Below are 19,283 nucleotides of genomic sequence, written 5' to 3'. Positions count from 1 at the left end.
TTCAATGCTCTTTGCGGATGTAGCGCAGTTGGTAGCGCATCACCTTGCCAAGGTGAGGGTCGCGAGTTCGAATCTCGTCATCCGCTCTCCAGGCCCCATCTCGTAAGAGTTGGGGCTCATCATTTACAATGGGATATGACTTGGTGGAATGGCCGAGTGGTGAGGCAACGGTCTGCAAAACCGTGCACACGGGTTCGATTCCCGTTTCCACCTCCAACCAGAGGTTCCTGCGCTCCTGCGGGAACCTCTTTTGTTTTCTCGATTGCTAGCGAATGTGGAGCTTAAGGGGTTAAGGGAAAAACGTGCGTCGTTACGACGTGTCGTTGTTAAGGGAAGTTTCGTGTGTCTGGGGGTCTAGCTTCTGCCTGCCCATCCAGATCCTCGGAAGGGTTAGGAATCGGAGTGTGGGGGATCTTGGTGGAATCGATGGCGCGGATCAGGAGTGAGGTCTGGAGCCTTCCTCGTTAGGTGGAGAGGGTAGATGGGGATGGGTAGTGCATCTTCTATACGTTTTGAATTTCAGATATGTTGGGCCTTACTTGTGAAAGGTGAGGCGGGTTCTCTAGGCTGGTGTTTGGTTGGTATAACCAATACATAGGCAAGACTGTTTATCTCGGAATAAGTGATTGGTTGGAGTGAAAAATACGCGGTGCGATTGACCCCAAAAGGGGGTCATTGGAACTTAGCTGGATATTTCTTCGACTAATTGGGGTGACTGGAAAGTGACCCCAATCACTGGATTCGGGCCTTCCGGTCGATGAGAAAGGATGTACATACACGTGGCTTTGGTTCAGGACGCTTTCCTGCGGCTCGGTGCAATTGCAGTGGCGACACCACTGATGCTCGGTGGATTCGCTCCACTCGCGGCAGCTCATGATGTCGTCATGCACGCAACGCCCGAGGATAAGTCTGTAGTCGAAGAGTTCCCACACGAGATCGTGCTGGAATTCTCTGGCATCCCAAAGCCGAACTTCAATACCGTTGCAATTTCGAACTCCGACACAAAGGAAGTACTGTTCACTGGTCAACCTGACCTGGACAAACAATATGTATCTCTGAAGATTCCGGAGGATATTGACCCCGGTCCGGGTAACTATCTCGTTGGCTACCAGATCACCTCGTCGGATGGTCACGCCACCCGTGGCGGTACGACTTTTTCGGTTGGTGATCCCAATGCGGCAGCAAGCGAGACATCCGATGACCCAGCTGGCGGTGCCACAACTGTGGCGACCGCTAACACGGAATCCACTGACAACGGTGGCATCCCCGTGTGGGCGTGGGGACTCGGTGCAGTACTTGTTCTCGTCATCGTGGGAGGTGTGGGCTTCGCCCTCACTCGAAAATAGCGGACTCGCTGTGGACAGCAGGCGGGCAAAAGCAGCGCTTTCTCGTCAGTTGAGTAGCGAATTGATGTTTAACCCACATGTGCGCGTGTGCGTGTGTGTCACGTGTTGATAGGCCTTAAGGCGAAAGGAAAATAATTACATGAAGATTCAGGTTTCTCTCGTTGCAGTGGCTATGGCAGGAGCCATGGCACTCGCAGGTTGCTCCTCCACCGGCGAGAGCGCAAGCACCACCGCAGCTGACAACACGACGGCAGCAACCTCGACGGCTGTGAAGGCTAGCGACGAGAAATCCGCAGATGCTCTTTCATTCGAGGAGGCATTTGTGAAAGCTAAGCCTGAAGGCAAGGATATGACCGGCATCTTCGGTCACCTCGTGAACTCCTCCGACAAGGACATCCACATTGTCAAGGTGTCCGGGTCAGTCGATGCCAAGATGTGGCAGCTGCATGAGATGCAAGGTACCACCATGGTTGAGATGGAAGACGGCTTCGTCGTTCCTGCCGGTGGATCCTACGAGCTGAAGCCCGGTGGCAGCCATGCCATGATCATGGGCTACAGCCCGGAGATTGCCGCTGGCGACTCTCTCGATGTCACCTTCGAGGATGCCGACGGTAACAGCTACGAGTTCAAGGACATCCCGGTGCGTGACATCCAGTCCGGCATCGAGAACTACGGTCCGGATGGACAGGCTCAGGTGGATAACGGCATGGAAGACATGCACATGAATCACGAGGGTGGAGACATGGGCCACGGTGAGCACATGGAGCATGGCGACCACGCCGATTCCGCAAAGTAACGTTCACAATTTTTCCCATCAATCCAAACGGTCTCGCTGTACGAGCGTCGCGTGGCTGTTTATGAAGAGAGTGAGTAAGTAACAATGGCGCATGAGGACACTCATCATTCGCTTAGTCGACGCGGCTTCCTTGTCGGGTCTTCGGCACTCGCTGGTTCAGCACTGGCTGCTCCCGCATTTGCCAAGGATTCCTTGGACAAGAAAGCCAAAGAACAGGACATCACCGGGGACGGCCCAAATTCTGACATGCCTCTGAAGAACACAGAGGTGGAATTCGAAGGCGAGCACCAGGCGGGTATTTCCACCCCGCCCCAAGCGTTTGCCAACGTCTTAGGGTTCAATCTGTACCGTGATGTCAAGCGTGATGATGCTAAGCGTCTCTTGCGTCTGTGGACAGAGGATGCTCGACGGTTGACCACCGGCAAAACGCCGGTGGGTGACCTCGAGCCTGAACTCGCATGGACCCCCGCGAACCTCACGATGACGTGCGGGCTGGGGGAGCCATTCTTTGACAAGCTTGGACTAACAGATCAGAAGCCGAGCTGGCTGCATGACATCGACGCGTTTTCCAAGGATAAGCTGGAAGATGAATGGGGGCAGACCGATATCTGTGTGCAGATTTGTGCAGATGATCCGATTACCCTGGCCCATGCAACCCGACACTTCATCCGCTCTTCCGTTCGCTATGCCGAGGTGAAGTGGCTGCAGCACGGCTTCCTCCACGCCTCCGGAAGCGTCGAGAAGGGGGCAACGGGCCGTAACCTGTTCGGCTTTAAGGACGGTACGGTGAATCCCTCCTCCGATGAGGAATACGCTGACCAGGTCTGGATTGACGAAGGGCCGGATTGGGCGAAGGACGGGACGTGTCTCGTCGTTCGCCGTATTGCCTACAACATGGATGAGTGGGAGAAGCTCGACCGTGCTTCCCGCGAGATGGTCTTCGGGCGCACAATGACTGAAGGCGCTCCGCTGTCCGGCGGCGACGAGTTCACGCCGGCTGACTACAAGAAGACCGATGAGCTTGGACTTCCGGTCATTGATCCGATGAGCCATATGGCGCGGGCGGTCAATCCAGATGACAAGCCGAACCAGAAGTTGAAACGCCGGGCGTACAACTATGATCTGCCACCGGTTCCCGGAGACATTGATCGATCGAATTCCGGTCTTATCTTTATCTGCTTCCAAAAGAACCCTGAGGAGCAGTTCACGGCCATCCAAAAGAGGCTTGACCAGGCTGATCGACTCAATCAGTGGACTACGCATATCGGCTCTTCCGTGTACTTCTGCCCGCCAGGTGTGGGTGAAGGCCGCGACACGTACTGGGCTGAGGGACTACTTGAGTCATAAGCCTTCGAAGGCGATGAGTTGATGAGGTGCATCGATGTGTAAAGCATATCGGTGCACCTCGGTCTGTGTGGGGTCGACCAACGTCCGCTTGCCAGAAGCAACGCGCAGAGGTGGCACGTCGTCGTGCCTCTACGGGACAGTCCATGCTCATGTTGTGTCATGTCTAGGGCATTGACTTATGCTGATCTGTGGGGATCTATGCGGCCCTTTGAGGACCTATGGGGGCGGAGATCCGCTGTGGGGCGGAGCCATTGCGATGCGAGGCGATGCAGTGGGGGGATGCACCGACCGGCGGGCATACTCGTGCGCTGTCGGCCCCGAATAATCATCTCTTTATAAGGCCGGTACAGCGTTGTCCACGGTTGGGGAGTACGATGACACCAGCTCTGCTTTCAAACGTCGACAAGCAACCACGAGGAAAGCGCACGTTGCGTAACTACCGTGCCAGCGTGGCGTCGGAAAGCCTGGGCGACCTTCCTATTACCAGGGGAGGGGAAACAGAAAATGCGGGTGACGTTGCCGGCCAGGTATGTCGGTGCGCACCCCCAACATGAAAGTGGAATCCACTGTGACTGAATTTTTGGTGCCCGCTGGCGTCCCCGCCGGCAAGGCTATGCGCGAACTGGATCTCCCATCCAAGGGACCTGACGCCGTCGTTTGCGTCAAGACCGCGGAGGGTGACCTCAAAGACCTGTCCTTCACCCCGGAGGTAGACACGACGATGACCACAGTCATCGCCGCATCCGATGAGGGGCGCGGAGTCATTCGTCACTCCGCCACACACGTAATGGCGCAAGCCGTCCAGGCCGAATTCCCCGGCACGAAGCTCGGAATCGGCCCGGCTGTAGAGAACGGTTTTTACTACGATTTCGGCACCGAGCGCTCCTTTACCCCTGAAGATCTGAAGAAGATCGAGAAGCGGATGAAGAAGATCATCAAGACCGGCCAGCGTTTCGAGCGCTTCGCCTGGGAATCACTTGATGAGGCACGCACCGCAATGGCGGAGGAGCCGTACAAGCTGGAGCTCATTGAGGATAAGTCCAAGGGGACCGTCCTCGATGAGGCTGCCGATGTGGACGCTCACGGTGAACTCACAGGCTACCGCAACGTCAACCCGCGGACGAACGAAACCGAGTGGTTCGACCTCTGCCGCGGTCCGGCACACGTCCCCACCACCCGCTACATTCCAGCGTTCAAACTTCTGCGTTCGTCCGCTGCATATTGGAAAGGTGACCAGTCCCGCGACGGCATGCAGCGCATCTACGGCACCGCCTGGGAGTCTAAGGAGGCTCTCGACGATTACCTCACCATGCTGGAAGAGGCAGAAAAGCGTGACCACCGCCGTCTTGGCCAGGAGCTGGATCTGTTTAGCTTCCCTGACGAGATCGGCTCAGGTTTCCCGGTATTCCACCCGGACGGAGGAATCATCCGCCTGGAGATGGAGGAACACTCCCGTCGCCGGCACCTGGAGAATGGCTACTCCTTTGTGAACACGCCTCACATCACCAAGGGCGACCTCTTCCAAAAGTCCGGTCACTTGGACTTCTACGCGGACGGAATGTTCCCGCCCATGCAATTGGATGGCGAGTACGACGAGGACGGCAACTGCACCAAGCAGCCGCAGGACTACTACGCCAAGCCGATGAACTGCCCGATGCACAACCTTATTTATGCTTCCCGTGGCCGTTCCTACCGTGAGCTGCCGCTTCGCCTGTTCGAGTTCGGCACCGTGTACCGCTACGAGAAGTCCGGCGTGGTGCACGGCCTCACCCGTGCCCGCGGCTTCACACAGGATGATGCTCACATCTACTGCACCGAGGAGCAGCTCGAGGACGAGCTGACCGGCGTATTGAACTTCATTTTGAGCCTGCTCAAAGACTATGGCCTCAATGACTTCTACCTAGAACTCTCCACGAAGGATCCGAACAAGTTCGTGGGATCTGACGAAATCTGGGAGAAGTCCACGGCGATCCTCGAGCGCGTAGCCAAGGCCTCCGGGCTTGAGCTTGTTCCGGATCCCGCCGGCGCAGCTTTCTATGGACCGAAGATCTCCGTTCAGGCTCGTGACGCCATCGGTCGTACGTGGCAGATGTCCACGGTGCAGTTGGACTTCAACCTGCCCGAGCGTTTCGAGTTGGAGTACACCGCCTCTGACGGCTCCAAGAAGCGCCCGATCATGATCCACCGCGCACTGTTTGGCTCCATTGAGCGTTTCTTCGGTGTGCTTCTCGAGCACTACGCCGGTGCGTTCCCGGCTTGGCTCGCCCCGCACCAGGTCACCGGTATCCCGGTTGCCGACGAGTTTGTCGATTACCTGGAAGGTGTCATCGGCAAGCTGAAGGCGCAGGGAATCCGCGCCGAGGTGGACACCTCGGATGACCGGATGCAGAAGAAGATCCGCAACCACACGACGGGCAAGGTCCCGTTCATGTTGCTGGCTGGTGCTCGCGACCAGGAGGCCGGGGCTGTCAGCTTCCGCTTCCTTGATGGTTCCCAGGTAAACGGTGTTCCTGCGGACAAGGCTGTAGAAATCATCACGTCGTGGGTCCGTTCCCGCAAGAACGAGCAGCCCAGTAAGGACACCATCAACCTTGACTAGTGGTGAAGAAGCGAGTCGTTCTGACCGGTTGGAGCGCCTGTGGGCGCCCTACCGGCAGAGCTACATCGTCAATGATGATCGCAAGAAGGTGAGTGATCCTTTCGTGGTTATCCCGGAGATGGAGGACCGCGAAGGCCTCATCGTCGCTCGTGGCACAACCTGCTACGCGGTGATGAACAAGTTTCCGTACAACGCCGGTCACCTCCTCATCGTCCCTTTCCGCAAGGTGGCGGAATTGGAGGAGCTAACTGAGGATGAGTACCGGGAGATTATGGATTGGGCGCGCGTCGCTGTCCGCGTGATCAAAGAGGTCAGCTCACCCGATGCGATGAACGTTGGTTTCAACCTTGGTCGCGCATCTGGCGGTTCCGTCGGTGAGCATCTCCACCTGCACATCGTGCCACGGTGGTCGGGTGACTCGAACTTCATGACGATCATCGACGCAACCAAGGTTCTTCCGCAAACTCTCCAGCAGACCCGTGATCTGCTCGCGCGCGCGTGGCACGACGCGGAGTGGGCTCCCGGTGACGTGGTGTTGGGGGAGGAGTAGCTGTGCTCAGCGTTCATGGACGAAAGCCTGCGCGCGTCATAGTTGAGCCCGTTGCTGACCTTGCTCTCAGGGCGGGACTGACCCCCAACACGGTGACCGTCGTTGGGGCGGTATTGACCACGTTGGCGGCTGTTGTCCTCATTCCTACTGGGCACCTTGTGGCAGCAGCGGTCGTGTCTGGTTTGTTTTCTGCCTTCGACATGATCGATGGCACCATGGCCAGGCGCAGCGGTGGCGGTACGCGGTTCGGTTCAACGCTTGATGCTTCATGCGATCGGATCACCGACGGCGCACTCTTTTCCGCCATCATCTGGTGGGAGGTGTTCGTCGCCGGGACGGATCGGGCGACTGTTGCCGCCACCTTTGTGGCCCTGATTGGTTCCCAGGTGACGAGCTACGTCAAGGCGCGTGGTGAGGCAAGCGGTTTCCGGATGGTCGGTGGACTCATTGAGCGCCCGGAGCGGCTAATTATCGGCTACCTCGGCATCGCGCTAGCTGGTTTCGGTGTCCCTTGGGGCTTCGAGGTCGCAATGTGGGTCTTGGCTGTTGGCTCTGTGTGGACTGTCATTCAGCGACTCATCATGGCGTCCCGCGATCCGCTGGCCGGCAAGATGAGTGCCCCTCCGGCCGGTGCCGAGGATCAATAATCTCGAACCGCTGGAGACCTCAGGTTGAGCCCTCCCACTCTGCTGAGTGGGAGGGTTTTCGTTTTCTGAGGGTTCAGGCTTGTCGACGATTACGTGATCGGTGGCGTCTGCTTAGTCACGCGCCTTGTAGCTTGTACGCCTGACTCCGATCCACATCACTGTTGCCGTCGGGATAGGAACCCTGTGGGCACCGTCGGGGATAGGAACCCTGTGGGCGCCGTCGGGGATAGGAACCCTGTGGGCGCCGTTGGGGCAGTTGTGCGTATGGGGCCTCGTTCCAGCTTCAGTGCACGCGCTGATTGCAAGGCTCTCAAGGGAAAAGCGATCTCTAATTACCAGAACAGAATCGGGCGGAAACACAAGCTGATAGGTTGGTAGGGTGAACTCCAATGGAAGAAAAACCAGTCTAATTCCGTTGTTTTGGCGGTTAGTGAAAAAACACGAGTGGACGGCGGCTGGTTACGTTCTCGGTTGGTCCGTTGTCTGCCTGCTGCCAGAATCGTGGGGCCGGGCACTCTTTCGGTTCGCTGCGCGCCGCGTGGGCGGTAATGCACAGTTGGAGAAGAACCTGACTCGCGTGCTAGGCCGTCCCGCCTCTAGAGAAGAAGTACGACGCGGACTGGAGTCGTATGCCCGTTACTGGTACGAAGCCTTCGCTCTCCACAAGATCGTTCCAGATACCCTCACCATCGAGGGGATAAACAACCTCGACCGTGATCGCGGTGCCATCATCACGCTTACCCACAGTGGAAATTGGGATTTGGCCGGTGTAGCCCTCGTGCTCGAAGTAGGTGGCTTCTCCACCGTTGCCGAGCATCTTCAGCCCGAAGAGCTCTACCAGGCCTTTGTCTCCTACAGAGAGGAGTTGGGCTTCACGGTGTATCCGCACGATTCTCACCCGCTCACGAATCTTGAAAAGGATGTATCGAGAGGCTCTGTCGTGGCCATGATGGGGGAACGAGATCTCAAAGGCCGCGGTGTAGCCGTTTCATTTTTTGGGGAGGCAGCGACCTTCCCGGCAGGGCCTGCTGTGCTCGCTCAGCGCACAGGGGCACCGCTGCATGTTGCAGATGTCTACTTCACAGGCTCCGGCTGGGGCCTCTCGTTGCGGCCGGCGATTCCTGTGACGACAGTTGAAGAGACCACGCAGCGCATTGCCGATGAATTTGAAGAAACGCTATCCGCTCACCCCACCGATTGGCATATGCTACAACCCGTGTGGCTTGCGGACAGGACATAGCCGGATAGGCACGGGACGGATAGGGGAAGCCCGACGAACCTTGCCGAAGCTCGCTGCAGCCCACTGAAGCTTATCGATTCCAACGAAGCCTACCGAAGCTGGCTGCAGCACACTGAAGCCAGCCGAAGTCCCGCAGGTCAGGTGATAGGTGGTGGTATTACGGATGGTGGCGCGCCGAAACCTCAGGTTTTGTGACTAGAGTTAGTTCAATCATGCGTGTCGGAATTGTCTGCCCCTATTCTTTTGACGAACCAGGTGGCGTCCAAAACCACGTGCTCGAGCTGGCGAACACCCTCATCGCCTCCGGGCACGATGTTCGTGTACTCGGACCGTGTTCTCCCTCCACACCACACGTTCCCTCGTTTGTGACCCGTGGTGGAGCAGCAATCGGGGTTCCCTACAACGGATCAGTAGCCCGCATCGCCATTGGACCCCATGTCACGAGAATAACGAGGCGTTTCATCGAAGATGGGGGGTTCGATGTGCTCCATATTCACGAGCCCAATTCACCCAGCTTCTCGATGGAAGCACTACGGCTTGCCCACGGACCAATCGTCGCCACCTACCACGCATCTGCAGAAAAATCTTTCCTGCTCAAAGTCGCGCAGGCGACTTTCCTCACTCCGATGCTGGAAAAGATCGGGGGCGGAATTGCCGTTTCGGACATGGCCCGGCAATGGCAGGTTCAGCAGCTCGGAGGTGACCCTGTAGCCATCCCCAACGGAATCCATGTCCAAACTTTTGCAGAACAGACGCACCGTACGCAGCCTCGCCGTCTTGCGTTCGTAGGGAGGCTCGATGAGCCTCGGAAAGGCCTCGACATTCTCCTCGGTGCCCTGGAACAGATCAATAATCAGGACGGATGCGAGTATCACCTTGACGTAATCGGGGGCGGAAAACCCCGACAGTCCACTCCTCGGATTACCTATCACGGCCGGGTTACCGATGAGGAGAAGGCGCGACTTTTGGGTGAAGCGAGCATCTTCATCGCACCGAATACTGGTGGCGAGAGTTTTGGTATCATCTTGGTTGAAGCGATGGCCGCTGGGTGCGCCGTCGTTGCCTCGGACATTCCCGCTTTCCGTGCAGTACTCGGAGATGCCGGGCTCACCTTTGCCAATGGGAATAGTGGCGCATTGGCCCGAGTCCTTCAGAGGCTGTTGCACGATCCAGATCTGGTAGCTGACCTTCGTGGACGAGGGGAGAAACAGGCTGTGCAGTACGACTGGTCTGTTGTGGCCAAGAAGGTGCTGCAGGTGTACGAGACGGTGGCGGATGGTCACCCCGTGACATGCAAGCCACTGCGACGTTATCGTCCGAGCTTCCTGCGACAGCTGCAGCCCGGGAAGGGGAACCGAGCATGAGTCACGCAGGTGTTCTTCTTCTCGGAGTCATCCTCACCGCCGTTTTCTTGTGGTGCTACTTCACCGCCCAGCGCCTCAATCGCTTGCATATTCGCATGGATAGAGCCCGCGACTCGCTGGAGGGTGCACTCAACCGGCGGGCAGCTGTCATCGGGGCGCTGTATCCGTCACTGACCGCGCAAGCGACGGCACTCGAGGATATTCCGCTCACGTACGAGAATTTTTCTGATCGTAGAGCCGCTGAAAATGAGCTCCTGCGGCGACTCCCCGCTTCGGTTTCAGGTGACGGGTTCCTCGTAACTGATAGCAACGAGGCATCCATGGTTAAGGAGGAAACAACGACAGGGGAGGAGCCCCCGACTAAGGAGACCGCCCCGCCAAAGGAGACCACCCCGCCTAAAGAGACCACCCCATCGGGGGAGGGCACCTCGATAGGGGAAGAGACAGTCGAAAACGACGTGGCTGCGGTGAGAAAAGTACGCACAGACACAGTGCTCAATGCAGAGTCTGCTGTGACCGCAGAGGCGGACGAGGGGGCGAGAGCACTAGTGGCTCTGTCGGATGCGAACGTTCGCGTTCATCTCGCCACGCGGTTCTATAACCAGGCAGTGACAGATACGCGCCATGTGAGGCACCGCCCGCTGGTTAAACTCCTTCACCTTGCTGGAAATGCACCCAACCCCGCCTATTTCTAACCGTGGCAGCGCGCCTCACCGTTGAGCTCCTCCTTTCCCCAGTCGACTGTGCCGGCTACCGTGCCTAGCTACGTGAAGGTGAGACGGAGCGTCGACAAGCCCCGGTCTTGTCCGCCGGAAACCGTGTGCTTTCGGGCACTTCAACTGGTGAAAAGCCTGCATCCATCTTCAGTTCAATTTTCTCGTCGGAATTGGTTTTCTAAAAGTTAACCTGGGATTCATGCAGCCGCTATGATTGGTGGGGGATTCCGGTCTCAAGATGACTACGAAAGAAGGAGATCTAGTGTCTGATAATCAGGCTCAAACCGAACACGGTACCGCTCGCGTGAAGCGCGGCTTGGCTGAAATGCTCAAGGGCGGCGTCATTATGGACGTTGTCAACCCGGAGCAGGCCAAGATTGCTGAGGATGCCGGCGCTACTGCCGTGATGGCTCTCGAGCGTGTTCCTGCCGATATTCGCGCCGAGGGTGGCGTGTCCCGCATGAGTGACCCGGACATGATCGATGGGATTATTGACGCGGTCTCTATTCCGGTGATGGCGAAGGCTCGTATTGGCCACTTCGTTGAGGCACAGGTTCTCCAGTCCCTGGGCGTTGACTTCATTGATGAGTCTGAGGTGTTGACCCCTGCGGATTACAAGAACCACATCGATAAGTTCCAGTTCACCGTGCCGTTCGTATGCGGTGCAACCAACCTTGGTGAGGCACTGCGTCGCATCAACGAGGGTGCTGCGATGATCCGTTCTAAGGGTGAAGCAGGCACGGGCGATGTGTCCAACGCTGTCACCCACATGCGCACCATCCGCGCGGAGATCAACCGCCTGTCCTCTATGGCTGAAGATGAGCTTTATGTTGCGGCTAAGGAGCTCGGTGCACCGTATGCTCTTGTCCGCGAGGTAGCTGAAAACGGCAAGCTCCCCGTCGTGCTCTTTACGGCTGGCGGTATCGCAACGCCTGCCGATGCTGCGATGATGATGCAGCTGGGCGCCGAGGGCGTATTCGTCGGTTCCGGCATTTTCAAGTCGGGCGATCCGGAGAAGCGCGCAAAGGCTATCGTCCAGGCCACGCAGAACTACGATGATCCGGACACCATCGCTCAGGTGTCCCGCTCGCTGGGTGAGGCCATGGTGGGCATCAACGTCGATGACCTGCCTAAGGATCACCGCCTGGCTGACCGCGGCTGGTAGTGAGCGCCATCTAACAACCAAGCCCATCCGGTTTGATTTTGCCCCTTATGGGGGCAAATCCGGGTGGGCATTTTGCTGGGCAGGGTGCCTCGTTTCGGGCTGATCACATTCTAAAGTACGTAGTTGTTCCCATGCTGTGGGCAGACCAAGGAGCCTGCACAGCTCGTTTCGCGTCGGGGACGAGAAACACAAAGAGGAAACAACAGGTCATAGCCACGTTTACGCTAGTGGCGCCAGGCGCTCTGGTGGTGCCAGCTACGATGCAGACCGCTGTGGCGGTGGCTCAGGTAGCAGTGCGGGCAGACTCAATTGGTGAGAGCAATGGGCGTAGGAATCCAGGCTGGGATTTACATGGGTACACGTAGTGCTGAGGCACAATAGGGGGTAACCGCAGCGGAGAGGGCTACCATCAGATGGGGTGCCCCTGTTCCATTAGTGAAATGGATGGTGCGGGACGCGTGAATCCATAGTATGGAGCGGCGCGGTTAGAGAATCGCTTGAATGAGCACCGCGTAAATTAATTCGGCACCGCTCACAAGCTCGCTGCCGCATCGCAGTCAGATCTGCGGATTAGAAGGATGAAAAGTGGCCATAATTACCGGTTTCGAACCATTTGGTGGACGGACAGAAAACGCCTCGTGGCGCGTGGCGGAACGCGTTGCGGGAACCTTCGCGGAGGAGGGGTTTGACATCCAAGCGAAACAGGTACCCGTGGAGTTTGATGCGATTGGCCCCTTTCTTGCGCATCACAGGCGCGAGACCATCATCAGCATTGGCGAGGCTGCTGTTGCAGATCGTGCCCGCCTGGAGATAGCGGGGCGCCTGTGGCAGCATGGCACAGACAATACCGGAAAGTACTTTAACCGCCCGCTGGCCTCCATCCTCCTTTCGCGGACCCACGAATCTCTAGTTGCTCGTGTGCAGGCAAACACGACGGGGAGTGAAACATCTCTCCCACAGCGTGAAACCAATGACGGAGCTCGGCGCCGATCCGGGGTACGGGTTCTCTACGACGGCCCTCGTCCACCGGCCGCAGTGATCGGCGAAAACGGACTCGAGTATGCGGTACGAGCACCTGAAAATGTAGTAAATCTTGCGCGTAAAGCCGGATTGGCCATTTCAAGCGACGCGGGGCTGTACATTTGTAACACAACGACGGCTCTCGGCTACGCGTTTTTGAATACGTTTGCGTTTCTTCACGTTCCTGCAGTTGAACCGTCAGAGAAAACACTCACTGCGGTCAGCGCGTTTGTCCGCTCCCTACTCGTACACGCACACGGAGGTGACCATGAAGTCCAAGATTGAGAAAACACTGAGCCTGGAGCGCATTGATACCGATATCTTCGTCGGTCCGATCGTCGAATCGCACTTCATCCGCACATTTGGTGGACAAATCGCTGCACAGACCCTTGTCGCGGCGACACAAACAGTGGACTCCGATCACACCGTCCACTCGCTTCACGGTTATTTCATCAGGCCCGGTAGGGCAGAGCTGCAAACAGTATTCCTTGTGGAGCGAATTCGCGACGGCCGCAGTTTCGTGTCCCGCCAGGTTAAGGCTGTCCAGGAGGGCAAACCGATCTTCATCATGCAGGCCAGCTTCCACCGACGGGGAGACACAGGCATTGAGCACGCGGACCGAATGCGTGATGTGCCCTCTGCGGACGAGCTCCCGGAGGGGCCACTCGAATCCATGAACGCCACATATCGCGCACTGCTCGAAGAATGGAGTGATTGGGACATTCGTGTCGTACCGCCGGATCGTTACCAGCACAACCCCTATACGCCATCTCAGCAGGTGGTGTGGTTCCGTGCGAAGGACAAGCTTCCCGACGATGAAACCTTCCATATCTGTACTCTGACCTACATGTCGGATATGACGCTGCTCCAGTCTGCTCTTGTCCCGCATCCGCACATTGATGTCCAGGAAGCCTCTTTGGATCACGCTATGTGGTTCTTGCGTCCCTTCCGTGCCGACGAATGGCTTCTTTATGACCAGGTATCGCCGAGTGCAGCAAATGGGCGAGCGTTGACGCAGGGTAAAATTTTCGATTCAGCGGGAAACCTCGTAGCTGTAGCCACGCAAGAGGGACTCACCCGCACGCTTAAAGATGGAACTTCGCCGGTTCCCATGACGAACTTGAAGGGATAACCCTATGAAAATTGGCATCCTCGCTGTACAAGGCGGAGTAGCAGAACACGAGCGTACGCTCCGGCAGGTGGCGGAGAAGTATCGGGATAACTCTGATTCGTCGTGGGGCAACCTCGAGATTGTGCTCGTTCGGCGGGCGGAGCATCTCGAGGGGATCAACGGTCTCATCCTCCCTGGTGGTGAATCGACAACGATGTCTCGTCTGCTTACCCTGTCTGGCATGGATACTCTCCTCAAAGAGGCGTTGGATGCGGGGCTGCCCGCCTACGGAACATGTGCAGGCATGATTTTGTTGGCTTCCAATGTTTTGGATACCCGCCCGGATGCAATCTGGCTCAGTGCCCTCGACATTACGGTCCGTCGCAACGCTTTTGGCCGACAGCGGGATTCCTTCGAGGCCGACCTTACGTTCACCGGAATCGACGAACCGGTTCACGCGACTTTCATCCGTGCCCCCATTGTCGAGGATGTTTCTGACAAGGTCGAAGTGCTGTGTCGCGAGCCAGAGGGACGCATTGTCGGTGTGCGTCAGGGGCGCGTTTTAGCTACGTCCTTCCATCCGGAAGTCAGCGGTATCACGGATGTCCACGAGTATTTCCTATCGATGTGTGAGGACGCGAATTTCACCTATACCGCCTAGAATGTGACCGCTGTCAGCCACGGTTGTTGCTGCCGAGGAAGGGCAACCGGCGCCGGGGCACTCCGAGGCCGCAAAAGGGGTATTAGGATTCACTAACCGTTTTTTCGTCGGCCTTCCACCAGTGAGCGGGGGAATGAAGGTAGGATGGTGGCGATCACCGCCCCCGCCCTGCGGATCTAAAAGAGCCGCGAATGGAGGACAGCGCTGCGGAGCGTCGTGCCCTGGATCGTGTTCCTCCACCGGTTGATCGGTAACCTGTGGGGTGGGGTGTACGAACGAGTGCAGAAGGCACTCGTATAATAACTACGTTCAGTTAAAGCAACGGAAAGGATCCTGGTCTATGTCGGGTCACTCAAAATGGGCAACCACGAAGCACAAGAAGGCCGCCAACGATGCTAAGCGTGGCAAGGAATTTGCCAAGCTCATCAAGAACATCGAGGTAGCTGCCCGTACAGGTGGCGGGGACCCCGCTGCAAACCCGACCCTGGATGACATGATCCGCAAGGCCAAGAAGGCCTCCGTCCCGAACGACAACATCGAGCGCGCCCGCAAGCGTGGCTCCGGCGAAGAAGCCGGTGGCGCTGACTGGCAGACGGTCATGTACGAGGGTTACGGCCCCAACGGTGTCGCTATGCTCATCGAGTGCCTCACCGATAACCGCAACCGCGCAGCAACTGAGGTGCGCACGCGTATGACCAAGAACGGTGGCAACATGGCCGACAGCGGTGCCGTGAGCTACATGTTCTCCCGCAAGGGTGTAAGCACCGTGAAGAAGGGTGAGCTCACCGAGGACGATGTTCTCCTCGCCGTCCTTGACGCTGGCGCAGAGCAGGTTAACGATCTCGGTGAGATGTTCGAGGTTGTCTCCGATGCCTCCGACACTACCGCTGTGAAGGACGCACTTCAGGCCGCTGACATTGAGGTCGAGGACACCGATTCCGAGTTCCGTGCCTCCGTCGAGAACCCTGCGGATCTCGCAACGGCGAAGAAGATCCTCAAGCTCATCGATATTCTCGAGGAGTCCGACGATGTTCAGAACGTGTACACGAACATGGACATTCCTGAGGACGTTGCAGCCCAGCTTGAGGACGAAGATTAATCTCGCTTTCTGCTCCTGGTAACCGATGTCAGGTCCAGGCAGATGGGTATAGTAGGTCACCGTATATTCAGTGGCGGTGGCCTGCTTTCGTCATTGTTGGGTAACCCGTCGCCATGAATGTTCCTGGTGCGAATTCCGCTGGAGCATCTTTTGTTGCTATGGGGGATTGGTGCTTGTCGACGCTCCGCTGCCTAGGTTCTTGGTCTTGGTGCCGTCCCCGTTGGTTCTTGAGGGATAGCACGGTGCTGCCCCTAGCTCCACGCGACGGTGTGCAGACAAAGACTTAAGCACGCGGAATGCACACCCGCGAACACCGAATGCGGGCCCACGAACATGGGATACTGACCCCGCGAACATGGGATACTGACCCGCGAACACCGGATGATGCGTTGTGTAGCAGTTGCAACGACATTGAGTGGCTCTCGTGTGCTACCTTATATTGGAACGTAAATTCGAATACACGGGAAAGAGTTTGTCAGGATGGAATCAACAGTGGGGCTCAGGGTTCTGGGCATAGACCCAGGTCTGACACGCTGTGGTTTATCCATTGTGCAGGCAGGGAAAGGCAGAACGGTCATTCCCGTCGCGGTCGGTGTGGCGCGGACACCATATAAATCATCCATGGGTGACCGCTTGAAGGAACTGTATGAGGCGATCACGGATTGGATTGCGGAGTACAAACCGGATGTCGTTGCAATGGAACGTCTCTTCGAGCGTGGGGAGGTTTCGACCGTTTTGCATACAGCGCATGCTGTAGGAGTGCTTATACTCGCGGCTTCGCAGGCGAATCTCGACGTGCACGAATACACTCCTTCGCAGGTTAAAAAGGCGATTACTGGTAACGGTCGAGCCGACAAGAAGCAAATGACTGCCATGGTGACGCGGATTCTGGGTCTTGAGAACCCGCCAAAGCCCGCAGACGCGGCCGACGCACTGGCTATCGCGATCACTCACTGCTGGCGTGCACCCCAAATTCTCCGTGAGGAAAAAGCGAAGGAGCAGCTTCGCAAAATGGGTATCGACCCAGATCGTGCAGCCGGACCGAAGGGCATGAACACGACGTACCACCCGCGCGTCGTGCCAACGCCTCAAGTGACTGGAGAATCTCTACGCGACCTCGGAGGGGCGCAGTCATGGGTGAGGCGTTGATCGATCTAATAAGACGTAGATCGGTGGCACCTGTAACCTGCGATGCCGGTGGTCATGTGTGGTATGCCGCGCTCGACGGCAGTATCAACCAAACTGCGGCACTGGTTAGGACGGGTGTGATCAGAGGTCAGCAGCAGACGTTGCGCCGATACGAGTCGCATCCAATATGTACAGATATCTAGCACAATGATGCACTTTGAATGCACAGTGACGTGCCAACTCTCCGCTGTGGTCGGGGCGTGGCGGAGTTCATAGAATAGTAAAAGTGAAAGTGGAGACGCGCGCTGCATGCGCGTCGAATAAAGGAGTAGTAGATGATTGCGTCCCTTCACGGTGAGGTTGTTGCCAAGTCGCTTACTGGCGGTGTCATCGAATGCGGTGGTGTCGGTTACGAGTTCCTCGCCACCGCGGCGACCCTTGCAGAATTACCGCTGGGGGAGGATGGTCGGGTTCTAACCACCATGGTGATCGGGGAGAAGTTCGTAACTCTCTACGGCTTCGCCCATGATTCGGAGCGCACGATGTTCTCGCAGCTGCAAGGCGTCCAAGGCCTCGGGCCGAAGCTGGCGCTTGCATGTTTGAACACGTATTCCCCATCGGAGATCGCAGTGGCTGTAGCCAACGACGATAAGAAAACACTGCAGGCTATCCCCGGAGTTGGCGCGCGCATGGCCGCGAAAATGACAGCTGTTCTCGACGGAAAGCTAAACGAGTTCATTGATTCGAGCGCCGCTACTTCGTCCGCCGCTGAACCAGTAACCGGTGGATCGGAAACCGTAGTTGCTGCCCTTGTTCAGCTCGGGTTCGATGAGGATTCCGCCAATCACGCTGCAGCCTGGTCAGAAGAGTCCAACCCAGGTGGCGACACGGGAACAAACCTTCGCCATGCTCTGCAGTACCTGGGTAAAAAGAAATAGCAGCAAGCGTGGTACTGACCGAATCGGTCGAGTGTAACTCGTGTTTTTACCGAATTTTTGTCTAGTCGGTGGACCGGAGGTACACGCTAGGCCGGAGATTCAAGATACGAAGATTCAAGATAGCTGTAAGGTCGAATAAGAAAGGGGGCTCATGCCATGGCCAATGTAGAAAAGACGGAGTTCGTATTACCTGGAGATGACAACGCTCCAGGCAATAACGTCGGTATCGGACGAAACCCAGAGTCGGCTGCCGTCAGCCCTGAGAAGCAGGAGACTGATCACGATTTAGAGGTGAGCCTTCGCCCGAAGTCTATCGATGAATTCATTGGCCAAGATAAGGTCCGTAAGCAGCTCCGCTTGGTGTTGGAAGGTGCCAAGAAGCGTGGGTCGGCACCGGACCACGTCCTGCTTTCTGGTCCGCCTGGTCTAGGCAAGACGACTATGGCCATGATTATTGCGCAAGAGCTCGGCACCTCGCTCCGCATGACGTCCGGGCCGGCTCTTGAACGCGCTGGTGACCTCGCAGCCATGCTGTCCAACCTCATGGAAGGCGATGTGCTTTTCATCGATGAGATTCACCGCATTGCGCGCCCTGCAGAAGAGATGCTGTACATGGCGATGGAGGATTTCCGCATCGATGTGATCGTCGGTAAGGGCCCCGGTGCTACTTCTATTCCGCTGGAATTGGCACCCTTCACACTCGTCGGTGCGACTACGCGGTCAGGGATGCTCACGGGCCCGTTGCGGGATAGGTTCGGTTTTACAGCGCACATGGAGTTCTATTCGCCCAAGGACCTGACCGCAGTGGTCCTTCGCGCAGCGAAGATCCTCGGAGTCAATATCGATAAAGAGGCCGCTGCTGAGATTGCCGGCCGTTCGCGGGGAACGCCACGTATCGCTAACCGTCTCCTGCGTCGTGTACGTGATTACGCTGAAGTCCATTCAGATGGCCACATCGACGTGGATGCCGCAAAGACAGCGCTTGTCGTGTTTGACGTGGATGAAAAAGGGTTGGATCGGTTGGATAGGGCTGTGCTCAACGCGCTTATCAAGGGGCATGGCGGTGGCCCGGTTGGCGTTTCCACTTTGGCCATCGCGGTCGGAGAAGAACCGTCGACAGTTGAGGAGGTGTGCGAGCCGTACCTCGTCCGCGCTGGGCTTATTTCTCGTACTGGGCGTGGACGTGTGGCAACGGCCGCAGCCTGGCAGCACTTGGGCCTGACTCCACCGGATGGTGCTCTCGGACTTTTCTGACACGTCTGGATCGAGGTCTCTTTTCGCTCCCTTTGGCTCGTGTTTCCTGTCTCAGGCTACAGTTCCTAGGTTCCATTTTCAGCTCTCATGTAACGTACTGTGGCTGATCGCCGGTCCTGTCTCTAAACTCGCCGGTTCTGCCAAAGTGACGGTGCAGGCCTCACACGGCAGAGCCTGAATACGGAGGCTGACGTTGGGGAGTCTATTTCTGCGTCGAAGGGCATTTCTTGCTTGAGTTTTAATTCTCTACTGCCGCTTTCGTTAGCTAAGCCCCAGATCGCATTGGTAAACGGAAGGAAGAT

17 protein-coding genes and 2 tRNA genes are annotated in these 19,283 nt (G+C 57.2%); all 19 read left to right on the top strand.

Going from position 1 to position 19,283, the window contains the following annotated elements:
- Positions 1–13: 13 nt before the first annotated feature.
- The 19 genes from CGLUCO_RS07140 (at position 14) to ruvB (ending at position 18,981) form a co-directional block, all read left to right on the top strand.
- Positions 14–86, top strand: a tRNA-Gly gene (locus CGLUCO_RS07140).
- A gap of 56 nt (positions 87–142) precedes the next feature.
- A tRNA-Cys gene (locus tag CGLUCO_RS07135) sits at positions 143–216 on the top strand.
- Positions 217–779: 563 nt separating this feature from the next.
- Positions 780–1,346, top strand: a complete 567-nt coding sequence (locus CGLUCO_RS07130; RefSeq protein WP_232621837.1) for a copper resistance CopC family protein — start codon at positions 780–782, stop codon at positions 1,344–1,346.
- A gap of 139 nt (positions 1,347–1,485) precedes the next feature.
- Positions 1,486–2,142, top strand: coding sequence for a copper chaperone PCu(A)C (locus CGLUCO_RS07125; RefSeq protein ID WP_005389858.1), 657 nt, complete (start codon positions 1,486–1,488; stop codon positions 2,140–2,142).
- A gap of 84 nt (positions 2,143–2,226) precedes the next feature.
- Positions 2,227–3,489, top strand: coding sequence for a Dyp-type peroxidase (locus tag CGLUCO_RS07120; protein WP_005389860.1), 1,263 nt, complete (start codon positions 2,227–2,229; stop codon positions 3,487–3,489).
- Positions 3,490–4,018: 529 nt separating this feature from the next.
- Complete coding sequence (gene thrS / locus CGLUCO_RS07115; RefSeq protein WP_005389862.1) at positions 4,019–6,088, top strand: threonine--tRNA ligase; 2,070 nt, start codon at positions 4,019–4,021, stop codon at positions 6,086–6,088.
- Positions 6,081–6,638 (top strand): HIT family protein, encoded by a 558-nt coding sequence (locus tag CGLUCO_RS07110; protein WP_198481412.1) that lies wholly within the window; start codon positions 6,081–6,083, stop codon positions 6,636–6,638. Before thrS ends, CGLUCO_RS07110 begins: the two co-directional genes overlap by 8 nt.
- A gap of 2 nt (positions 6,639–6,640) precedes the next feature.
- A complete protein-coding gene (gene pgsA / locus CGLUCO_RS07105) occupies positions 6,641–7,285 on the top strand; it encodes a phosphatidylinositol phosphate synthase (RefSeq protein WP_005389865.1) in 645 nt (214 codons plus the stop codon).
- A 430-nt stretch (positions 7,286–7,715) separates the two neighbouring features.
- Positions 7,716–8,525, top strand: coding sequence for a phosphatidylinositol mannoside acyltransferase (locus CGLUCO_RS07100; protein WP_005394128.1), 810 nt, complete (start codon positions 7,716–7,718; stop codon positions 8,523–8,525).
- Between the two features lie 212 nt (positions 8,526–8,737).
- Complete coding sequence (locus tag CGLUCO_RS07095) at positions 8,738–9,889, top strand: glycosyltransferase family 4 protein (protein ID WP_005394127.1); 1,152 nt, start codon at positions 8,738–8,740, stop codon at positions 9,887–9,889.
- Complete coding sequence (locus tag CGLUCO_RS07090) at positions 9,886–10,584, top strand: hypothetical protein (protein ID WP_005394126.1); 699 nt, start codon at positions 9,886–9,888, stop codon at positions 10,582–10,584. The genes CGLUCO_RS07095 and CGLUCO_RS07090 overlap by 4 nt, the downstream gene beginning before the upstream one ends.
- Positions 10,585–10,843: 259 nt before the next feature.
- The gene (pdxS, locus tag CGLUCO_RS07085; protein ID WP_005389870.1) at positions 10,844–11,770 is read left to right on the top strand and encodes a pyridoxal 5'-phosphate synthase lyase subunit PdxS; all 927 of its coding nucleotides are present in this window, start codon (positions 10,844–10,846) and stop codon (positions 11,768–11,770) included.
- 585 nt (positions 11,771–12,355) lie between these two features.
- On the top strand, positions 12,356–13,075 hold the full coding sequence (locus CGLUCO_RS07080) for a pyroglutamyl-peptidase I family protein (RefSeq protein ID WP_231286052.1): 720 nt from the start codon (positions 12,356–12,358) through the stop codon (positions 13,073–13,075).
- Positions 13,059–13,922: an acyl-CoA thioesterase gene (locus CGLUCO_RS07075; RefSeq protein WP_005389875.1), complete on the top strand. Its 864-nt coding sequence runs from the start codon at positions 13,059–13,061 to the stop codon at positions 13,920–13,922. The genes CGLUCO_RS07080 and CGLUCO_RS07075 overlap by 17 nt, the downstream gene beginning before the upstream one ends.
- A gap of 4 nt (positions 13,923–13,926) precedes the next feature.
- Positions 13,927–14,562: a pyridoxal 5'-phosphate synthase glutaminase subunit PdxT gene (pdxT, locus tag CGLUCO_RS07070; protein ID WP_005389876.1), complete on the top strand. Its 636-nt coding sequence runs from the start codon at positions 13,927–13,929 to the stop codon at positions 14,560–14,562.
- Between the two features lie 340 nt (positions 14,563–14,902).
- Positions 14,903–15,661: a YebC/PmpR family DNA-binding transcriptional regulator gene (locus CGLUCO_RS07065; protein ID WP_005389877.1), complete on the top strand. Its 759-nt coding sequence runs from the start codon at positions 14,903–14,905 to the stop codon at positions 15,659–15,661.
- A gap of 480 nt (positions 15,662–16,141) precedes the next feature.
- On the top strand, positions 16,142–16,810 hold the full coding sequence (gene ruvC, locus CGLUCO_RS07060; protein ID WP_005394121.1) for a crossover junction endodeoxyribonuclease RuvC: 669 nt from the start codon (positions 16,142–16,144) through the stop codon (positions 16,808–16,810).
- A 314-nt stretch (positions 16,811–17,124) separates the two neighbouring features.
- Entirely contained in the window at positions 17,125–17,727 is a 603-nt protein-coding gene (gene ruvA / locus CGLUCO_RS07055) for a Holliday junction branch migration protein RuvA (RefSeq protein WP_084036301.1), read from the top strand.
- 156 nt (positions 17,728–17,883) lie between these two features.
- Positions 17,884–18,981, top strand: coding sequence for a Holliday junction branch migration DNA helicase RuvB (gene ruvB / locus CGLUCO_RS07050; protein WP_005389880.1), 1,098 nt, complete (start codon positions 17,884–17,886; stop codon positions 18,979–18,981).
- Positions 18,982–19,283: the final 302 nt, after the last annotated feature.

Source organism: Corynebacterium glucuronolyticum DSM 44120, assembly GCF_030440595.1.
GTDB classification, from domain to species: Bacteria; Actinomycetota; Actinomycetes; order Mycobacteriales; family Mycobacteriaceae; genus Corynebacterium; species Corynebacterium glucuronolyticum.
This window is presented reverse-complemented; position numbering and strand designations above follow the sequence as displayed.